This is a genomic window from Caulobacter sp. Root343 (assembly GCF_001425745.1).
In the GTDB taxonomy this organism is placed as follows: domain Bacteria; phylum Pseudomonadota; class Alphaproteobacteria; order Caulobacterales; family Caulobacteraceae; genus Caulobacter.
Genome location: NZ_LMDF01000007.1, coordinates 876,623 through 892,187, shown reverse-complemented (window position 1 = coordinate 892,187; position 15,565 = coordinate 876,623). Strand labels below are relative to the sequence as shown.

Sequence of the window (15,565 nt, the reverse complement as noted above, 5' to 3'; positions counted from 1 at the left end):
TCGTCGTGGCGGCTTCCGATGGCCGTGAGCGCCCTAGAGGCCCCGCACGAACTCCGCCAAGGTCGCCGCATAGAGCCTGTGCTCCTGCTCCAGCACCCGCGCCGCCAGGGTGTGGTCGTCGTCGCCGGGCAGGATCGGCACGCGGGCCTGGCCCAGGATCGGGCCCTCGTCGACGCCGGCGGTGACCAGGTGGACCGTGCAGCCGGCTTCCAGCTCGCCGGCCGTCAGGGCGCGGCCGTGGGTGTCCAGGCCCGGATAGGCGGGTAGCAGGGACGGGTGGATGTTCAGCATCCGGCCCTCCCAGGCGTCGACCAGGAACGGCGTCAGGATGCGCATGTAGCCGGCCAGGGCGATGACCTCGATCCCGCGCTGGCGCAGGGCCGCGTCGATGGCCCGCTCGTGAGCCTCGCGGTCCTTGCCGAACGGCTTCTGGTCGACGCACAGCGCCTCGACGCCGGCCTCGGCCGCGACCGCCAGGCCGCCGGCGTCCGGCTTGTTGGCCAGGACGAGCGCGATCTCGAACGGGCAGTCTTCCGCCTTCGCCGCGCGGACCAGGGCCTCCATGTTGGAGCCCCGGCCCGAGATCAGAACGGCGACCTTAGTCTTTCGGGCCATCAAACCTTGACCAGCTGGCCGCAGATGAAGGCGTCCTCGCCGGCGTTCAGCAGGGCGGCCAGGACCGGTTCGGCGTCGGCCTGCGCCACGATGACGATGAAGCCCACGCCGCAGTTGAAGGTGCGGCGCATCTCGTGTTCCGAAATGCCGCCGACCTGGGCCAGCCATTCGAACACGGGCGGCAGCGGCCAGGCGTTCCAGTCGAACTGGGCCTCCAGGCCCTCGGCGATGGCGCGGGGCGGGTTCTCGATCAGGCCGCCGCCGGTGATGTGGGCGCCGCCCTTGATCCGACCGGACTGCAGCAGCGGCAGCAGCGACTTCACATAGATGCGGGTCGGGGCCATCAGCGCCTCGGCCAGGGTCTTGCCGGCTTCAAACGGGCAGGGGGCGTCCCAGGCCAGGCCCGAGCGCTCGACCACGCGGCGCACCAGCGAATAGCCGTTGGAGTGCGGGCCCGACGAGCCCAGGCCGATGATCACGTCGCCGGCCCGCTGCTTGTCCAGCTTGGGCAGGACGCCGTCGCGCTCGACCGCGCCGACCGAGAAGCCGGCCAGGTCGTATTCGCCGTCGCTGTACATGCCTGGCATTTCGGCGGTCTCGCCGCCGACCAGGGCCGCGCCGGCCAGCTTGCAGCCGTCGGCGATGCCGGCGACGACGCTCTTGGCGACCTCGATGTCCAGCTTGCCGGTGGCGAAATAGTCCAGGAACATCAGCGGCTCGGCGCCCTGGGCCAGCAGATCGTTGACGCACATGGCCACCAGGTCGATCCCGACCGTGGCGTGCATGCCCGCGTCGATGGCGATCCGCAGCTTGGTGCCGACGCCGTCGGTCGTGGTGACCAGCAGGGCGTCCTCGTAGCCGGCCGCCTTCAGGTCGAACAGGGCCCCGAAGCCGCCGAGGCTGGCTTCCGCGCCTGGGCGGCGGGTGGCCTTGGCCAGGGGCTTGATGGCGTCCACGAGGGCATTGCCCGCGTCGATGTCGACACCCGCCTGGGCGTAGGTAAGGCCGTTGGGCAGATCGCTCATGGTGGCTCTGGCGCTCGCTCTAGGTCTATCGGAGGATGACGGGATCCACCGAACTCGCGGAAAATTTGCTTCCCGGCGCCGCTTCACGCGTCTTGACGCTTGCAGACTCGGGGGTGCGCGAGGCTATTAGCAGCGGATGAAGCCGATCACCACCACCGCCGAGCTGGCGGCGTTTTGTAATGAGCTGCGGGGCGAGCCTTTCGTCGCGGTGGACACAGAGTTCATGCGCGAGACGACCTATTGGCCGAAACTGTGCCTGATCCAAGTCGCCTCGCCCACGCACGAAGCCGTCATCGACCCGCTGGCCGAAGACATCGATCTCGAGCCCTTGCTGGTCGTGATGCGCGACGAGAGCATCCTCAAGGTGTTCCACGCCGCCCGTCAGGACGTCGAGATCTTCAACAATCTCAAGGCCATGCCGCGGCCGCTGTTCGACACCCAGGTCGCCGGCATGGCGGCGGGGTTCGGCGAGCAGATCGCCTATGACGCCCTGGTCCGACAGATGCTGCGCATCGACCTGGACAAGTCCAGCCGGTTCACCGACTGGGCGCGCCGGCCGCTGTCCGAGGCCCAGCTGACCTACGCCCTGGCCGACGTCACCCACCTGGCCGCCCTGTTCCCGATCCTGCGCGAGCGACTCGAGACCAGCGGCCGCCTGGCCTGGGTCGAGGAGGAGATGACCGCCATCTCCGACCCGGCCGCCTATGACGTCGATCCGGAAAAGGCCTGGCGTCGCCTGCGTCCGCGCAAGACCGCCCCGAAATACCTGGCCGTGTTCAAGGCCGTCGCCGCCTGGCGCGAGCGCACCGCCCAGAGCCGCGACCAGCCGCGCGGCCGCATCCTCAAGGACGAGGCCATCGACGAGCTGGCCACCCAGGCCCCGACCAGCCTGGACGCCCTCAACAACCTGCGCGGCGTGCCCAAGGGCTTTGGCGGCAGCAAGTTCGGCCCGGATCTGCTGGCCGCGATCAAGGCCGCCCTGGCCGATCCGGAAGGCTACGCCCCGGTCGTCGACAAGCCCGGACCGCCGCCGCCCCAGAACGCCGGCGCGGTGGTCGAGCTGCTCAAGGTGCTGTTGAAGGCGCGGGCCGAAGAGGCCGGCGTGGCCTCAAAGCTGATCGCCACGGTCTCGGACCTGGAGAAGATCGCCGCCGACGACAACGCCACCACCCCGGCCCTGGCCGGCTGGCGCCGCGACGCCTTCGGGGCCGACGCCCTGAAGATCAAGCGCGGCGAGCTGGCCCTGGTGCTGGACGGCGCCAAGGTCCGCGTGGTCGAGGTCCGCCGCGCGCCCAAGGCGGAGTAGGCGTCCCGATTATCGAGCGCGGCAACCTCAGGGGCTGTCGCGCTTTCGATACCCAAATCGGGTCCTGTCGCGCGCTGTGGCAACGCTTGCTGGCGTACAGCGAGGCGGCGTATTCGCGCCCTTAGGCGGAGCGCGTCGGGTACGGGGGTCGCTTTGGGTGCTTTCTGGGAAAAACTGGCGGTCGCCTATCGCCCGGCCGCGGTGTCCCGTCGGCAGCAGGTGCCGCTCAGGCTCTTCGTCATCCTGGTGCTGTGCGGCCTGGCGTTCCTCTACGCCGACCTGAAGTTCCTGTTCGCCTGGTCCGCCGCCTATCTGGTCGTGCAGGTGGCCGAGCTGCTGGCCCTGAAGCGGTTCCTCGGCCATGCCCGGCCTGGGCGCGCCGTGGCGCTGAACCTCGTCACCGACCTGATCATGGCCACGACCTTCGGCTGGCTGGCCATTCCGCTGTGGTCGATCGGCACGCCGCTGGGCGCGGCCGCCGCGGTGCTGCTGCTGTCGGGATCGATCTTCACGGCTCTGATGGGCGCCGAGGGCTGCCTCGCCGCCTTCGGCTCGGCGGTGGCGCCGCACCTCGTCTATCTGTTCGTGACGCCGCTGGTCGCCGGGAACCTGAGCGATCCGGTCATGCCGTTCTTCCTGGCCGGCGTCGGCCTGTTCTGCCTGACCCTGGCCATGGTGTTCCTGTGGTCGCGGCGGGCCATGGAGGCCGAACGCGCCGCGCGGCGGGCGGCCGAAGCCCAGACGGCGGCCAAGTCGGCCTTCATCGCCATGGTCAGCCACGAGCTGCGCACCCCGATCAACGCCATCCTGAACGGCGCCGAGGCCCTGGACCGCGACAAGTCCGACGCCTCGCTGATCGCCGACGCCGGCCTGATGATGCGGACCCTGCTGAACGATCTGCTGGACCTGTCCAAGATCGAGGCCGGCCGCATGGGCGTCGAGGTGGTCGACTACGATCTGCGCGCCCTGGTCGCCGACGCGGTCGGCTTCTGGCGCGGCGCGGCCGACGCCAAGGGCGTGGGCCTGTCCTTGCTGGGCGCCGAGGCCCTGCCGCGCTGGGTGCGCGGCGATCCCATGCGCGTGCGCCAGATCCTCAACAACCTGCTCAGCAACGCCCTCAAGTTCACCGCCGAGGGCGACGTGCGGGTCAAGGTTCGCGTCGAGCTCGGCAAGGCGCGCACGGTCACGATCGTGGTGCGCGACACGGGACCCGGCCTCGCCGACGATCAGATCGAGCGGCTCTTCACCCCCTACGAGCAGGCGGGCGCCGACACCGCGCGGGCGTTCGGCGGCACGGGCCTGGGCCTGTCGATCAGCCGCGACCTGGCCCGGCTGATGGGTGGCGAGCTCACCGCCGCCAATGCCGAGGACGGCGGCGCGCGCTTCATCCTGCGCCTGCCCGCGCCCGAGGGCGTCGAGCCGCCCACGCCGGAGCCGGATGCGGCGCTGGCGCTCCGCGACGAGGCCCCGCTGATCCTGGTGGTCGACGACCACGACATCAACCGCCGCGCCCTGCGCCAGATGCTGGAGGCCTTCGGCGCCCGCGTCGAGACCGCCGAGGACGCCTTGGCCGCCCTTGCGGCGGCGCAGACCCAGGTGTTCGACGCCATCCTGATGGACGTACGCATGCCGGGCATGGACGGGCTCGAGGCTACCCGGCGGCTGCGCCAGGTCGGGGCCAACCGCCAGACGCCGATCATCGCCGTCACCGGCGCCGTCTCGGCCGACGAGGTCGCCGCCTGCCGCGAGGCGGGCATGACCGGCTGGGTCGAGAAGCCGGTGAACCCCCGCGACCTCTATGCGGCGTTGTTCGGCTAGATCCTCCGCATTTTCGACGCACATCGCGGGTGTTCTTGCCTAGAAGATACGGGCGCGGGGCCTCGCGAGTCGCGTCGCCGGATCCAGTTTCAAGAGCTTAGGTCAGTGCACGAAGTCGGGGAGAGCAGCGTCTGGGAGAAGCGGCGGCGCCGGAAATGGCTGATCGTCGCGGCCCTGTCGGGCCTCGTCTTCGTCGCTTCGATTCTGCTGCTGTGGTTCGACCACGCGGGGCCGAAGGGGAACTTCTCGATCCCTGGACAGGCGACCTTCAAGGTCCCCGAGGCGCCCGCCGATTGGCGCGGCGACATCGACTACAAGGCGCTGGACGCCCGCTTCAACGCCATGATGACCGACCGGTCGATGGAGGGGCTGGCCGTCGCCGTGGTCGAGAAGGGCCGGCTGTCGTTCGTCAAGGGCTATGGCTTCACCTCGGCCCAGGGCGGCGAGCCCGTCGACGCCCGCACCGTGTTCCGCTGGGCCTCGCTGTCCAAGACCGTCGCCAGCACCCTGAGCGCCCGGCTGGCCGCCGACGGCCTGTTCTCGCTGCAGGACCCGATCGAGACCTTTCACACCAGCCTGCGCCTGCCGGGCGAGGCCCAGCGCGATCTGACCGTCGAGCAGCTGCTGTCGCAGCGCACGGGCCTGGGCAGGAACGCCTATGACGGCCAGCTGGAGGACGGCGTCGACCCGGCCAAGATCCGCGCCTCGCTGGGCGCGCTGAAGCCGGTCTGCCCGCCGGGCACCTGCCACACCTACCAGAATATCGCCTATGACACGATCAGCGAGGTCATCCGCGACAAGACCGGCCAGCCCTATGCCGAGACGGTCCAGCGTCGCCTGTTCGGGCCGCTGGGCATGACCGGGGCCAGCATCGGCGCCGCCGGCCTGACCTCGGCCAAGCACTGGGCCAAGCCGCACAACCGCGGCCGCGGCACGCTGGAGCTGTCCGACGCCTATTACCACGTGCCCGCGGCGGCCGGGGTCAACTCGACCATCGTCGACCTGGCGATCTGGATGCGGGCCCAGATGGGGTTGCGACAGGACGTACTGTCGCCCTCGGTGCTCGACGACGTCCAGCGCTCCCGCGTCGCCACGGGCCGGCCCTATGGCCGCCTGAACATCGCCCGCGAGCTGAAGAGCCCCGGCTACGGCCTGGGCATGCGCAGCTTCGACTACAAGGGCCACCACCTGATCGGCCACAGCGGCGGGGTGTCGGGCTATCGCTCGACCATGATGTTCGATCCCGAAACCAAGACCGGCATCGTCATGCTGTGGAACAGCGACGCCAACCTGCCTTTCCGCTTCCAGGCCGAGTTCTTCGACCGCGCGTACAAGCTGCCGTTCACGGATTGGCTGGAGCTGGACAGCGCGACGTCGCCAGCGGGCGGCGAGGCGGAGGTGTCGGGGTAGGGGGCGTCCCAGGGCGGACGTTTGCCAAAATCCCTCCCTCCTAGAGAGAGGGAGGGGCCCATGCGCAGCATGGGAGGGTGAGAGGTTACACTCTTTCCGAACGAAGCTCCGGCGAAAGCGGCGGCGCCGCCGATGGTTCAAACCTGGGTTCACTCTTGAGATGCTTCAATGGGAGGCTCGGGATTTCCGGCCAGCGGTGAAACCACTCACCCTCCCACCGCTTCGCGGCGGGCCCCTCCCTCTCTCTATGAGAGAGGGGTTCCGAGTGTCCGCCCGCCATCCGTTGCAAACGTCGTGCTACCGCCCGAACTGACTCAGCGCCCCACCGGCCGCCAGGCCCAGGGCGCAGAAGACGCCGAGGTGGAAGATTACGCCGACGGCGACGGTGCGGCGCACCGACCATTGGCTTTCCTGGGCGAAGACGCGGCCGATCTCGGATTGCAGCGAGCGCGCGCCGCTGGCGACGGGAGCGTCGTGATCGTTGGCGATATGCAGCTCGGGACGACGGTGGGCCTTGGCGGCCGGGGCGGCGATGGCGTCCAGGTAGTCGAACTTACGCTTCAGCATCATTGACTTCCTCCAATGTCGTTGGAGGCACGATGCGTGTGGTAGAGCTAACAAACCGTGCTCATTGAGCGCCGGTGTCCTGCGACAACTTGTCATTTCCCCCGTATTGGGGAAGTTCAGGGCTGGTTAAGTATGTTGCTCGGGCGAACTATACCTGGATTTACCCCGTGATAATCTTCGGCTTCAGGTTCAGGTGCTGGGCGGCGGTGTTGGCGCGCTTGTTGGTCTGCTCGCCCAGCAGCAGATCGGCGAAGCCGGGGTCGGCCGCCAGGATCAGGTGGCTCTTGTCCAGGGTCAGGCGCGAATGGGCCAGCAGGCGGGGGCTGCGGCCCGAAAGGTCGCAGGCCAGGCGGATCGTCGCGCCCAGGGCCCGGGCCCGTTTCAGCTGGGCGGGGCTGAGCAGCCGCTCCAGGGTCTCCAGCTCGGGTGGGTTGAAGTTGGTGGCGTGGCGGGCGTGGGCGGCCACGGCCAGGAAGGACCGCTCGGCATGGGTCTGGCCGGCGATCGGGGCGCGCAGCACCTGTTCGAACACCAGGTCGGCGCGATGGTCGGGGTGCAGGCGAGCGCCGACGTCGGACAGGCGGCAGGCGGCGGCGACCAGCACGCCGTCGCGCTCGCCGAACAGCGGGGGCAGGGTGCGGAACGCCGGCGCGATCCAGGCGTCCAGGGCCGGGCCCAGCTCGTCGGCCACGCCCTGGCGCGCGCCCAGGGCGGTGCAGCCCTCGATCAGCGGGTCCAGGCCCCGCACGCGCGGCGGCATGGCCTCGAACAGCAGGCCCTCGCGCACGCCATAGGCCGAGATCTCGATGCGCTTGAGGCCCAGCTGCTCGATCAGGATCTCCAGCACCACGGCGGCGTAGGGCAGGGTCTCCGAGCGCTTCTTGCTCATGCCCTCGATGCGGTCGAGCGAGCTCTTGGACTGGTGGGCGACCAGGCGGGCGGCGGCCAGGGCCTCGGGCGCGCTGATCTCGTACTGGTGGACGACGTGCAACGGGTAGCCGGAAAGCCGCATGTGCAGCAGGGCCAGGTTCCGCCAGGCGCCGCCGACGGCGTGGAAGGTGTCGGTGCGGAAGTCGTCGGCGACGGCGGCCACGCGCTCGCGGGTCAGGCGTCGTACGCGCTCGGCGTCGAAACCGCCGTTCGGGCCACCATGAGGATCGGCCAGGCTGAACGGGCCTAGCGGCAGGGTCACGCCCTGGCCGGCCCCGGTGGTCGACAGGCGGACCAGCTCCAGGCTGGCGCCGCCCAGGTCACCGACCACGCCCTCGGCGTCGGGCGCGCCGGCCAGCACGCCCAGGGCGGCGTAGTGGGCCTCTTCCTCGCCGGTGAGGACGCGGACCGTGAAGCCGGTCTGCTCGCGCACCTGAGCGATGAAATCCTGGCCGTCGCGGGCCTCGCGGGCGGCGGCGGTGGCGACCACGAAGGTCTCGGCCGGATCGACGGCTTCCAGCACGGCGCGGAAGCGCTTCAGGGCCTGCAGGGTCTGGAGGACGCCTTCGGGCGACAGGCGGCCACTGTCGCCGAGGTCGCGGCCCAGGCCCGCCAGGACCTTCTCGTTGAACACGGTCCAGATGGCGCGGCCTTCCAGCCGGTACACCACCAGGCGGACCGAGTTGGAACCGATATCGATCACGGCCGCGTCGCGTGGCGCTTGGAAGACCATGGGCTGGGTTTAGCGTATTCGGCCGGCGGGGGAAGCGCCGGCGTCTATTTTTCCATGAGGACGATCGCGCGGAAAGGCTTGCGACAAAACGTTTTGCGCGCGCCGGTGTATTATTGCCCGGATAATATTGACTCTAATTTCATCCGGGTGAATAAGGCGGGCCTGTTCACGAGGCTCCGCCGATGTCCATTTCGCCCGACCAGCTCCCCGCCGTCCGCAAGGCCCTGCGCGCCGCGTTCGGGACCGAGGTGCTGGACGGGTGGACGCCGCTGTCCGGCGGCCTGTCGGGCGCGGGGCTGTGGCGGATCCGGGTCGGTGGCATCGCCTATGTGCTGAAGGTCGAGGCGGCCGAGCGCGACGCCCTGCGCGATCCGCATCGCAGCTATCGCTGCCTGAAGCTGGCCGCCGAGGCCTGCCTGGCGCCGCGCGTGCGCTACGCCGATCCGGGCGACGGGGTGGCGATCAGCGACCATGTCGAGGCGCGGTCGCTGACGCTGGACTATGCGGGCTCGCGCGCCGACCTGGTGGTCGAGCTGGCCCAGGCCGTACGCGCGCTGCACGCCATCGAGGGCTTTCCGCCGCTGGTCGACTATCTGGACGGCCTGGCCGCTTTGGTCGATCGCGCGGCCGGGAGCGGGACCGTGGCGGCGGAGGCCCTGGCCGCGCCGCTGGCCGCCTGGGCGGGGCTGTATGCGGCCTGCAAGCGCCTGGAGCCCCAGCCGGTCTCCAGCCACAACGACCTCAACCCGCGCAACCTGCTCTATGACGGCCGGCGGATCTGGCTGATCGACTGGGAGGCGGCGTTTCGGGCCGACCGCTATGTCGACCTGGCCGCCCTGGCCAATGTCTATGCCGCCGACCAGGCCGGCGAGGCCCTGCTGCTGCGCGTCTATTTCAACCGCGAGGCCACGGACGCCGAGCGGGCGCGGCTCTGGCTGTTCCGCCAGGTCAGCCACGTTTTTCATGCGGCGATCTTCGTGGCCGGCGTGGCCGGGCAGGCGCGGGCCGACAGCCTGGACGGACCGGAGCTGGACGTCCTCCACGCCGGCCTGTCGCTGAGCGAGCCGCTGCTGGACACGGCGGAGGGGCGGCTGGCCTATGGCCTGGCGCGGTTGCGGACGGCGACGGCCAATATCGAGGCGGCGGCCTTCACCGACGCCGCGCGGATCGCCCGCTAGGGATTGATCCGGCAGGCCACCGTCCGCCAACGCTGGTCCTCGCGGCGATGGTAGCAGGTGCCGTAGGCGACCTGGCGGCCGTGGGCGCGCGGGCCGCCCTTGGTCAGGGCCCAGGGCGCGGGGCCGATCAGCAGCATGTCGGTGGTGTCGGCGCGGCCGGGACAGCGGCCCCACCAGCCGATGCGGCCGGTCAGGAGCACGCCGGGACCATAGACCGCGCCCTCGCGCTGGGCCTGGCGCTCGACACCTGGCGGGACGCCGAAGCGGTCGACGCCGGGGCGGGCGGGCAGGGCCTGGACGGCGCAGATCTCGGCCTGCCGCGCCGGCCCCGGTCCGCAGGCGGCCAGCAGCAGCAACGGCGAAAGGAGACCGAGGCGCCTCACCCCCGGCGCTTCGGCCCCACATGGTCGAAGGCCCGCGGCATCTCGCGCGCGCCGTGACCGCGGCCCGACAGGCTGGGATTGGTCATGAAGTAATCGTGGGCCGAGAAGGCGCCCTTGCTGGCCCAGGCCGGGTCGCGGTGGTAGTCGCCCTCGCTGTCCAGCTTCCAGCTCTGGGCCTCGTCGTTGAGGTTGGCGACCATGATCTGGTCCAGCACCTGCTGGTGGACGGTCGGATTCTCGACCGGCACCAGGCTCTCGACCCGGCGGTCCAGGTTGCGCGGCATCCAGTCGGCCGAGCTGATGAACAGGCGCGTCTGGGCCGACGGCATCGGCCCGCCATTGGCGAAGGCGATGATCCGCGAGTGCTCCAGGAAGCGACCGACGATGCTCTTGACCCGGATGTTCTCCGACAGCCCCGGGATCCCCGGCCGCAGGCAGCAGATGCCGCGCACGACCAGGTCGATCTGCACCCCAGCCTGGCTGGCGGCGTAGAGGGCGTCGATGATCTGCGGGTCGACCACCGCGTTCATCTTGGCCCAGATGCCGGCCGGCTTGCCGTCGCGCGCCGCCTCGGCCTCGACCTCGATCATCCGCAGCAGGTCGGGCTTCAGGGTCTGGGGCGAGAACGACAGCTTCTCCAGCCCGCTGGGCTTTGCATAGCCGGTGATGAAGTTGAACAGCTTGCCGCCGTCGCGCCCCAGGGCCGGGTCGCAGGTGAACAAGGACAGGTCGGTGTAAACCCGCGCCGTCTGCGGGTGATAGTTGCCGGTGCCGAAGTGGCAGTAGGTGCGCAAGGTCTGGTCGGCCTCGCGCCGCACCACCACCGACAGCTTGGCGTGGGTCTTCCAGTCGACGAAGCCGAACACCACGTGCACGCCCGCCCGCTCCAGGTCGCGGGCCCACTTCAGGTTATTCTCCTCGTCGAAGCGGGCCTTGATCTCGACCAGGGCCGTGACGTTCTTGCCGTTGTCGGCCGCCTCGATCAGGGCCGCCACGATCGGGCTGTCCTTGGAGGTGCGGTACAGGGTCTGCTTGATCGCCAGCACGTTGGGATCGCGGGCGGCCTGGCGCAGGAACTGCACCACCACGTCGAAGCTCTCGAACGGGTGGTGAACGAGAATGTCCTTCTCGCGGATCGCCGCGAAGCAGTCGCCGCCGTGGTCGCGGATGCGCTCGGGGAAGCGGGCGTTGAACGGCGGGAACTTCAGGTCCGGGCGGTCCGGCGGGATCAGCTCCGACATCTGGGCCAGGCCCAGCTTGCCGTCGACCAGGATCACGTCCTCGGGCTCGGCGCGCAGGCCCTCGATGATGAAGTCGCGCAGGTCCGGCGGCATGGTGGTCTGGATCTTGACCCGCACCACCCGGCCCAGGCGCCGCTTCTTCAGCCGCGCCTCGAACTCGCGCACCAGGTCCTCTGCCTCTTCCTCGATCTCCAGGTCGCTGTCGCGGATCAGGCGGAACAGGCCGCGCCCCTCGACCTCGTAGCCGGGGAACAAGTGGTCCAAAAAGAGGATGATGAAGCTTTCCAGCGCCACGATCTTGCGCTGGCGCTTCTTGCCGCGCTGGACGATCGACGACAGCTCCCAGAACCGCCGCACCTGCGAGGGCACCGGGGCCAGGGCGTACAGGTGCTTGTCGTCGGCGATCCGCCGCAGCTTCAAGGCCAGGCAGAAGCCCAGGTTCGGGATGAACGGGAACGGGTGGGCCGGGTCGATGGCCAGCGGCGTCAGCACCGGGAAGATCTGGTTGAGGAAGATGTCCTCGGCCAGCACCCGGTCCTCGCCCTCGATGTCCTTGGCGTCCAGGAGCTTGAGGCCCTCGTCCCACAGCTCGGTGCGGACCTGGCGCCAGATCTTCTGCTGCTCGCTCATCAGCTCGGCGGCCGAGGCGTTGATGTGGGTCAGCTGCTCGCCCGGCGTCATGCCGTCCTGGCTGACCACCCGCACGCCCTCGCGCACCTGGCCCTTCAGGCCGGCCACGCGGACCATGTAGAATTCGTCGAGGTTGTTGGCGCTGATCGACAGGAACCGCAACCGCTCCAGCAGCGGGTGGCGCGGATTGCCGCTCTCCTCCAGCACCCGCTGGTTGAAGGCCAGCCACGACAGTTCGCGGTTGAAGAACCGCTCGGGCGAGGCCATCAGCTCGCCATCCAGCACCAGGCTGGTCGGATTTTCAGTGGACGGAATCTTGGCGGCTAGCGGCATGGTCGCGACGTCGGTCATGGGTTCACTATAGGCGGAGTGTGTTCCGCCATGGTGAACGAGACAAGTGACGGGACGAAGACAGGCCTCAAAACCCCCGATTTCCCCGGCGAAGGCCGGGGCCCAGATCGAACCCACCGGTGTTGGCGATATTGGCGGAGCGGTAGGGCGCGAACGCTCAAACCGCTCAGGATGAATCTGGGCCCCGGCCTTCGCCGGGGAGGTCGGGCTATTTGCTGGGCGGAAGGAGCGCTACTCCTCATCCCCCTCGAAATCCCCCAGCACCTCCCGCGCCAGGGCCTTGTTGACCTCGCGCCGCTTCTCGGCCGCCGCCTCGTCCAGCAAATCCGCCGCCGCGATCGCCTCCGCCGCCGAGCGGGGCAGGCGCGAGAGCAGGTAGGGGTAGAGGTCGGGTTCAGGCTTGATCAGCCGCTGCTCCAGGGCGCGCCGCAGCACCGCCTCCAGCACCGCGTCGTCGGGCTCGTCGATCGTCGCCACCGAGATGGCGTTGAGCCGCGAGCGCAGGTCCGGCACCGCCGCCGCCCAGGCCAGCGGCGCGGTCCGGCCGGTCAGCAGCACGGTCCCGCCGTCGACCCCGGCCATGTTGAGGATGTGAAACAGGGCTTCGTCATCGATAGGACTGCTGTCCGACCTCCGGTCGGCGTCCTCGACCAGCACGGCCCGGCCGCGCAGGGCGGAGAGATCCACCGGCGCCGCGTCCGGATCGGCCGCCGCCACGGTCACCGCGCCGGTCGCCAGCGCCCAGGCCCGCGCCAGGTGGGTCTTGCCCACCCCCGCCGGCCCGACCAGGGCCAGCCGCCCCTCGGGCCAGTCCGGCCAGGCGTCCAGTCGCGCCACGGCGTCCGCATTGCTCGGCGAGACGGCGAAGTCCTCGCGAGCATAGGTCGGCGGCGCGGTCAGCGGCAGTCTGAACTGGGTGGACAATCCCGGCGGTCCGGCGTGGTGAACGTCAGGGTAGGGATATAGGCGCGTCGGGCGGGAAGGGCGAGGTGAAGGGGCTGGGGAAGGTGGGGATGGGTAGGGCGGAGGTGTGGATGGGAGTTCCGATATGCGGCGGAACTGTCCAATCGCTATTGTTGTGGTTAAGCTGCTCTACGAAGTCAGGATTGAGTAGATGGGGGCGATGTTGGATAGATGGCACAGCCTTGGAGCTATGGTTGCTCAATGGCTATCGGCACTTGCGGGTCTTTCATTCGCGGCTGCAGCTATATTCAATGGATGGATATTCGATGGCTGGGGACTGAATTTTCTACAGATAGCGTCCGCTGCAGACGTTCTGAATTCTGGAATTGATCTGTTTTTTAGACTTTTGGCACCGGCGCTGGGGTGCACATCGGGTTGGTTCGCAGCGAGGGGGCTTATTTTTCTCACGCAGGAAAACGAATTTTGGTCCTCCGCCATAAAGAAAACCGCTTTCCTTCCGGGAATTATATCAATGTTAGCAGCGGCATATGTTGTTTGTGGAGGAGTCTTTAGCCCATTAACATTCATCTATGCGTTTAGTGCGGGTTATTATTATTCATACGACGTGGCAATTGGCAGTACGCCAAGGTTATTCATTTTTGTATTTGTAATCCCGTTATTTATTGCGATAGTATCCTTGGGATTTAAGAATGTTTCTGAGGTATCTAGGTATGGATTTGAGCCAAGGAGAATATTAGTCGAGGCGGGTTATTCTTGCGCCGGAGATGTGCTTTGGATCGGCGATAGGTCCATAGTGGTGCATTGTAAAACGGGGGAGGTGGACGTCATCTACGGCGGGGAAAATGTACGAATGAGTATGAGGCAAATCGAAGAATGGCCGAGAGTGGCTTCTCTTCGTGCGCTCAAACGGAGAGATCAATCACACTTCCAAAAATGGATTCAGGAAAAGGTTGGCCGATGACAAGGTCTGTGGCGAGCAGTTTCCATGGTAACTGCTTGCGTGAACGCCATTATCTCCGACTTGCTGGGCATGTCTGCGACTAGATCTATACCACGTTCATTTCCTTCTCCCCTTGAGGGAGAAGGTGGCGCGGAGCGCCGGATGAGGGGTTGAAGGTGAGGTCCGCGGCGACGGCGGTTCGGCGGGCAGGGCGCGCCGGCGGTGCGACCCCTCATCCGACCGCCTTCGGCGGCCACCTTCTCCCGCAAGGGGAGAAGGGGTACCTGATAGGAATGCCCCTCTCCCCCGACCTCCTCGCCTGGCGCGCTGACCTCACCAAGCCCGCCGGCCCCCTCAACGGCCTGGCCCGCGCCACGCAGCAGCGGATCAACAAGCTGATCCCCGAGAAGGTCCACGCCGCCATCACGGCGGCCATCGAGGGGATGACGCGGGCCCTGCTGGTCGGGTCGGACTTCACGACCGGCTCGCCGATGATCGGCCTGACCCTGGACGAACGCCGCGCGCGGGCCGCCAAGGCCATCGACGGCTGGAAGAAGGCGGCGGCGGCCGAGGGCGGGGTCACCGGCCTGGGCGGCTTCCTGGCGGCGGCGGCCGACTTCCCGCTGCTGATGAGCTTCAAGATCAAGCTCTTGTTCGAGATCGCCGCCGTGTTCGGCCACGACGGCACGGAACTGCCCGAGCGACTGTTCATCCTGCACATCTTCGAGCTGGCGTTTTCGGATGCTCCGCACCGAGCCGGGGTGCTGGCCGCCATGGACGACTGGGACGCGCGGGCCCATCCGGCCCACCTGGACGACTTCGACTGGCGGGCCTTCCAGCAGCAGTACCGCGACCACATCGATCTGGCGAAACTGGCCCAGTTCATCCCCGTGGTCGGCGCGCCGCTGGGGGCGATCGTCAACTGGCGGCTGGTCGAACCCCTGGGCCACACGGCGGTGATGGCCTACCGGATGCGGGCCGAGCAGGGGGCGGGGCCGAAATCCCTCTCTCWYRGAGAGAGGGATTTCGGGGAGACTACGGGGATTGAGCCGTCTCTATCCCCGGCGTTCGCGAAACCGAACCCAGCGAAGTCAACCGCTTCTCACTTTTACGCGCCTCTGAATGATCCGCGTTCAGAACCGCTGCACAATCAATCCCGTCCCCATCGCAAGGGGAGGGCGCTTGGATCCGGCCCGAAGCGGCGATGGGGATAGGTTGAGCGGGGCCGCTGGCGGTTCCCGGCGGCCTCGTCAGGTCGCACGGCTTACTCTTTAGGAGCGCGTGCGANCCGGCCCGAAGCGGCGATGGGGATAGGTTGAGCGGGGCCGCTGGCGGTTCCCGGCGGCCTCGTCAGGTCGCACGGCTTACTCTTTAGGAGCGCGTGCGGGTGGCGGGATCGTCCGGGACCAAATCGTCGGCGGAGCGACAGGGCGGTGATCGTACAAGCCGCCTATCGTGGATCGCCGAGCTGGAGACGGAGTAGCCGATCCAGTTGGTCCACGCCCGTCCGGGGG

General features: G+C 68.5%; 11 protein-coding genes and 2 pseudogenes. 6 read left to right on the top strand and 7 right to left on the bottom strand.

Features of this window, described 5'->3' with window-relative positions; translation table 11 throughout:
• Positions 1-33: 33 nt before the first annotated feature.
• Both purN and purM read right to left on the bottom strand, forming a co-directional pair.
• Positions 34-615 carry a phosphoribosylglycinamide formyltransferase gene (gene purN / locus ASC70_RS16615; protein ID WP_056051999.1) on the bottom strand — a complete coding sequence of 194 codons (582 nt, stop codon included), beginning with the start codon at positions 613-615 and terminating at the stop codon, positions 34-36.
• Positions 615-1,640, bottom strand: a complete 1,026-nt coding sequence (gene purM / locus ASC70_RS16610) for a phosphoribosylformylglycinamidine cyclo-ligase (protein ID WP_056051996.1) — start codon at positions 1,638-1,640, stop codon at positions 615-617. The genes purN and purM overlap by 1 nt, the downstream gene beginning before the upstream one ends.
• Before the next feature lie 136 nt (positions 1,641-1,776).
• Here purM and rnd point away from each other — a divergent pair, with 136 nt between their 5' ends.
• The 3 genes and pseudogenes from rnd to ASC70_RS16595 form a co-directional block, all read left to right on the top strand.
• Entirely contained in the window at positions 1,777-2,946 is a 1,170-nt protein-coding gene (rnd, locus tag ASC70_RS16605) for a ribonuclease D (protein ID WP_047405192.1), read from the top strand.
• Positions 2,947-3,099: 153 nt separating this feature from the next.
• Positions 3,100-4,764: a response regulator gene (locus tag ASC70_RS16600; protein ID WP_056051992.1), complete on the top strand. Its 1,665-nt coding sequence runs from the start codon at positions 3,100-3,102 to the stop codon at positions 4,762-4,764.
• 276 nt (positions 4,765-5,040) lie between these two features.
• Positions 5,041-6,174, top strand: a pseudogene (locus tag ASC70_RS16595) (serine hydrolase domain-containing protein); the annotation flags it as partial.
• Between the two features lie 297 nt (positions 6,175-6,471).
• Here the strand turns inward: ASC70_RS16595 and ASC70_RS16590 are convergent.
• Together ASC70_RS16590 and ASC70_RS16585 are read right to left on the bottom strand one after the other, a co-directional pair.
• Entirely contained in the window at positions 6,472-6,744 is a 273-nt protein-coding gene (locus ASC70_RS16590) for a hypothetical protein (RefSeq protein ID WP_082009109.1), read from the bottom strand.
• Between the two features lie 157 nt (positions 6,745-6,901).
• A complete protein-coding gene (locus ASC70_RS16585; protein WP_056051986.1) occupies positions 6,902-8,404 on the bottom strand; it encodes a Ppx/GppA phosphatase family protein in 1,503 nt (500 codons plus the stop codon).
• Between the two features lie 182 nt (positions 8,405-8,586).
• Between ASC70_RS16585 and ASC70_RS16580 the strand changes: the two genes are divergently transcribed.
• A complete protein-coding gene (locus tag ASC70_RS16580) occupies positions 8,587-9,582 on the top strand; it encodes a phosphotransferase (protein ID WP_056051983.1) in 996 nt (331 codons plus the stop codon).
• On the opposite strand, the gene ASC70_RS16575 is transcribed toward ASC70_RS16580, so the two are convergent.
• From ASC70_RS16575 to ASC70_RS16565, 3 genes are all read right to left on the bottom strand, one after another.
• Entirely contained in the window at positions 9,579-9,965 is a 387-nt protein-coding gene (locus ASC70_RS16575; protein ID WP_056051980.1) for a hypothetical protein, read from the bottom strand. The two genes, ASC70_RS16580 and ASC70_RS16575, sit on opposite strands and share 4 nt — an antisense overlap.
• Entirely contained in the window at positions 9,962-12,169 is a 2,208-nt protein-coding gene (locus ASC70_RS16570; RefSeq protein WP_369815091.1) for an RNA degradosome polyphosphate kinase, read from the bottom strand. Before ASC70_RS16570 ends, ASC70_RS16575 begins: the two co-directional genes overlap by 4 nt.
• Positions 12,170-12,418: 249 nt before the next feature.
• Positions 12,419-13,111, bottom strand: coding sequence for a hypothetical protein (locus ASC70_RS16565; protein WP_056051974.1), 693 nt, complete (start codon positions 13,109-13,111; stop codon positions 12,419-12,421).
• A gap of 190 nt (positions 13,112-13,301) precedes the next feature.
• Between ASC70_RS16565 and ASC70_RS25070 the strand changes: the two genes are divergently transcribed.
• Positions 13,302-14,072, top strand: a complete 771-nt coding sequence (locus tag ASC70_RS25070; protein WP_156396238.1) for a hypothetical protein — start codon at positions 13,302-13,304, stop codon at positions 14,070-14,072.
• Positions 14,073-14,344: 272 nt separating this feature from the next.
• Positions 14,345-15,052, top strand: a pseudogene (locus tag ASC70_RS16560) (EcsC family protein); the annotation flags it as partial.
• Between the last annotated feature and the right edge of the window lie 513 nt (positions 15,053-15,565).

Coding starts and splice junctions, on each gene's coding strand:
- purM (WP_056051996.1), bottom strand. CDS start 1,640: ATGAGCGATCTGCCCAACGGCCTTACCTACGCCCAGGCGGGTGTCGAC.
- ASC70_RS16585 (WP_056051986.1), bottom strand. CDS start 8,404: ATGGTCTTCCAAGCGCCACGCGACGCGGCCGTGATCGATATCGGTTCC.
- rnd (WP_047405192.1), top strand. CDS start 1,777: ATGAAGCCGATCACCACCACCGCCGAGCTGGCGGCGTTTTGTAATGAG.
- ASC70_RS16590 (WP_082009109.1), bottom strand. CDS start 6,744: ATGATGCTGAAGCGTAAGTTCGACTACCTGGACGCCATCGCCGCCCCG.
- ASC70_RS16580 (WP_056051983.1), top strand. CDS start 8,587: ATGTCCATTTCGCCCGACCAGCTCCCCGCCGTCCGCAAGGCCCTGCGC.
- purN (WP_056051999.1), bottom strand. CDS start 615: ATGGCCCGAAAGACTAAGGTCGCCGTTCTGATCTCGGGCCGGGGCTCC.
- ASC70_RS16570 (WP_369815091.1), bottom strand. CDS start 12,169: ATGCCGCTAGCCGCCAAGATTCCGTCCACTGAAAATCCGACCAGCCTG.
- ASC70_RS25070 (WP_156396238.1), top strand. CDS start 13,302: ATGGGGGCGATGTTGGATAGATGGCACAGCCTTGGAGCTATGGTTGCT.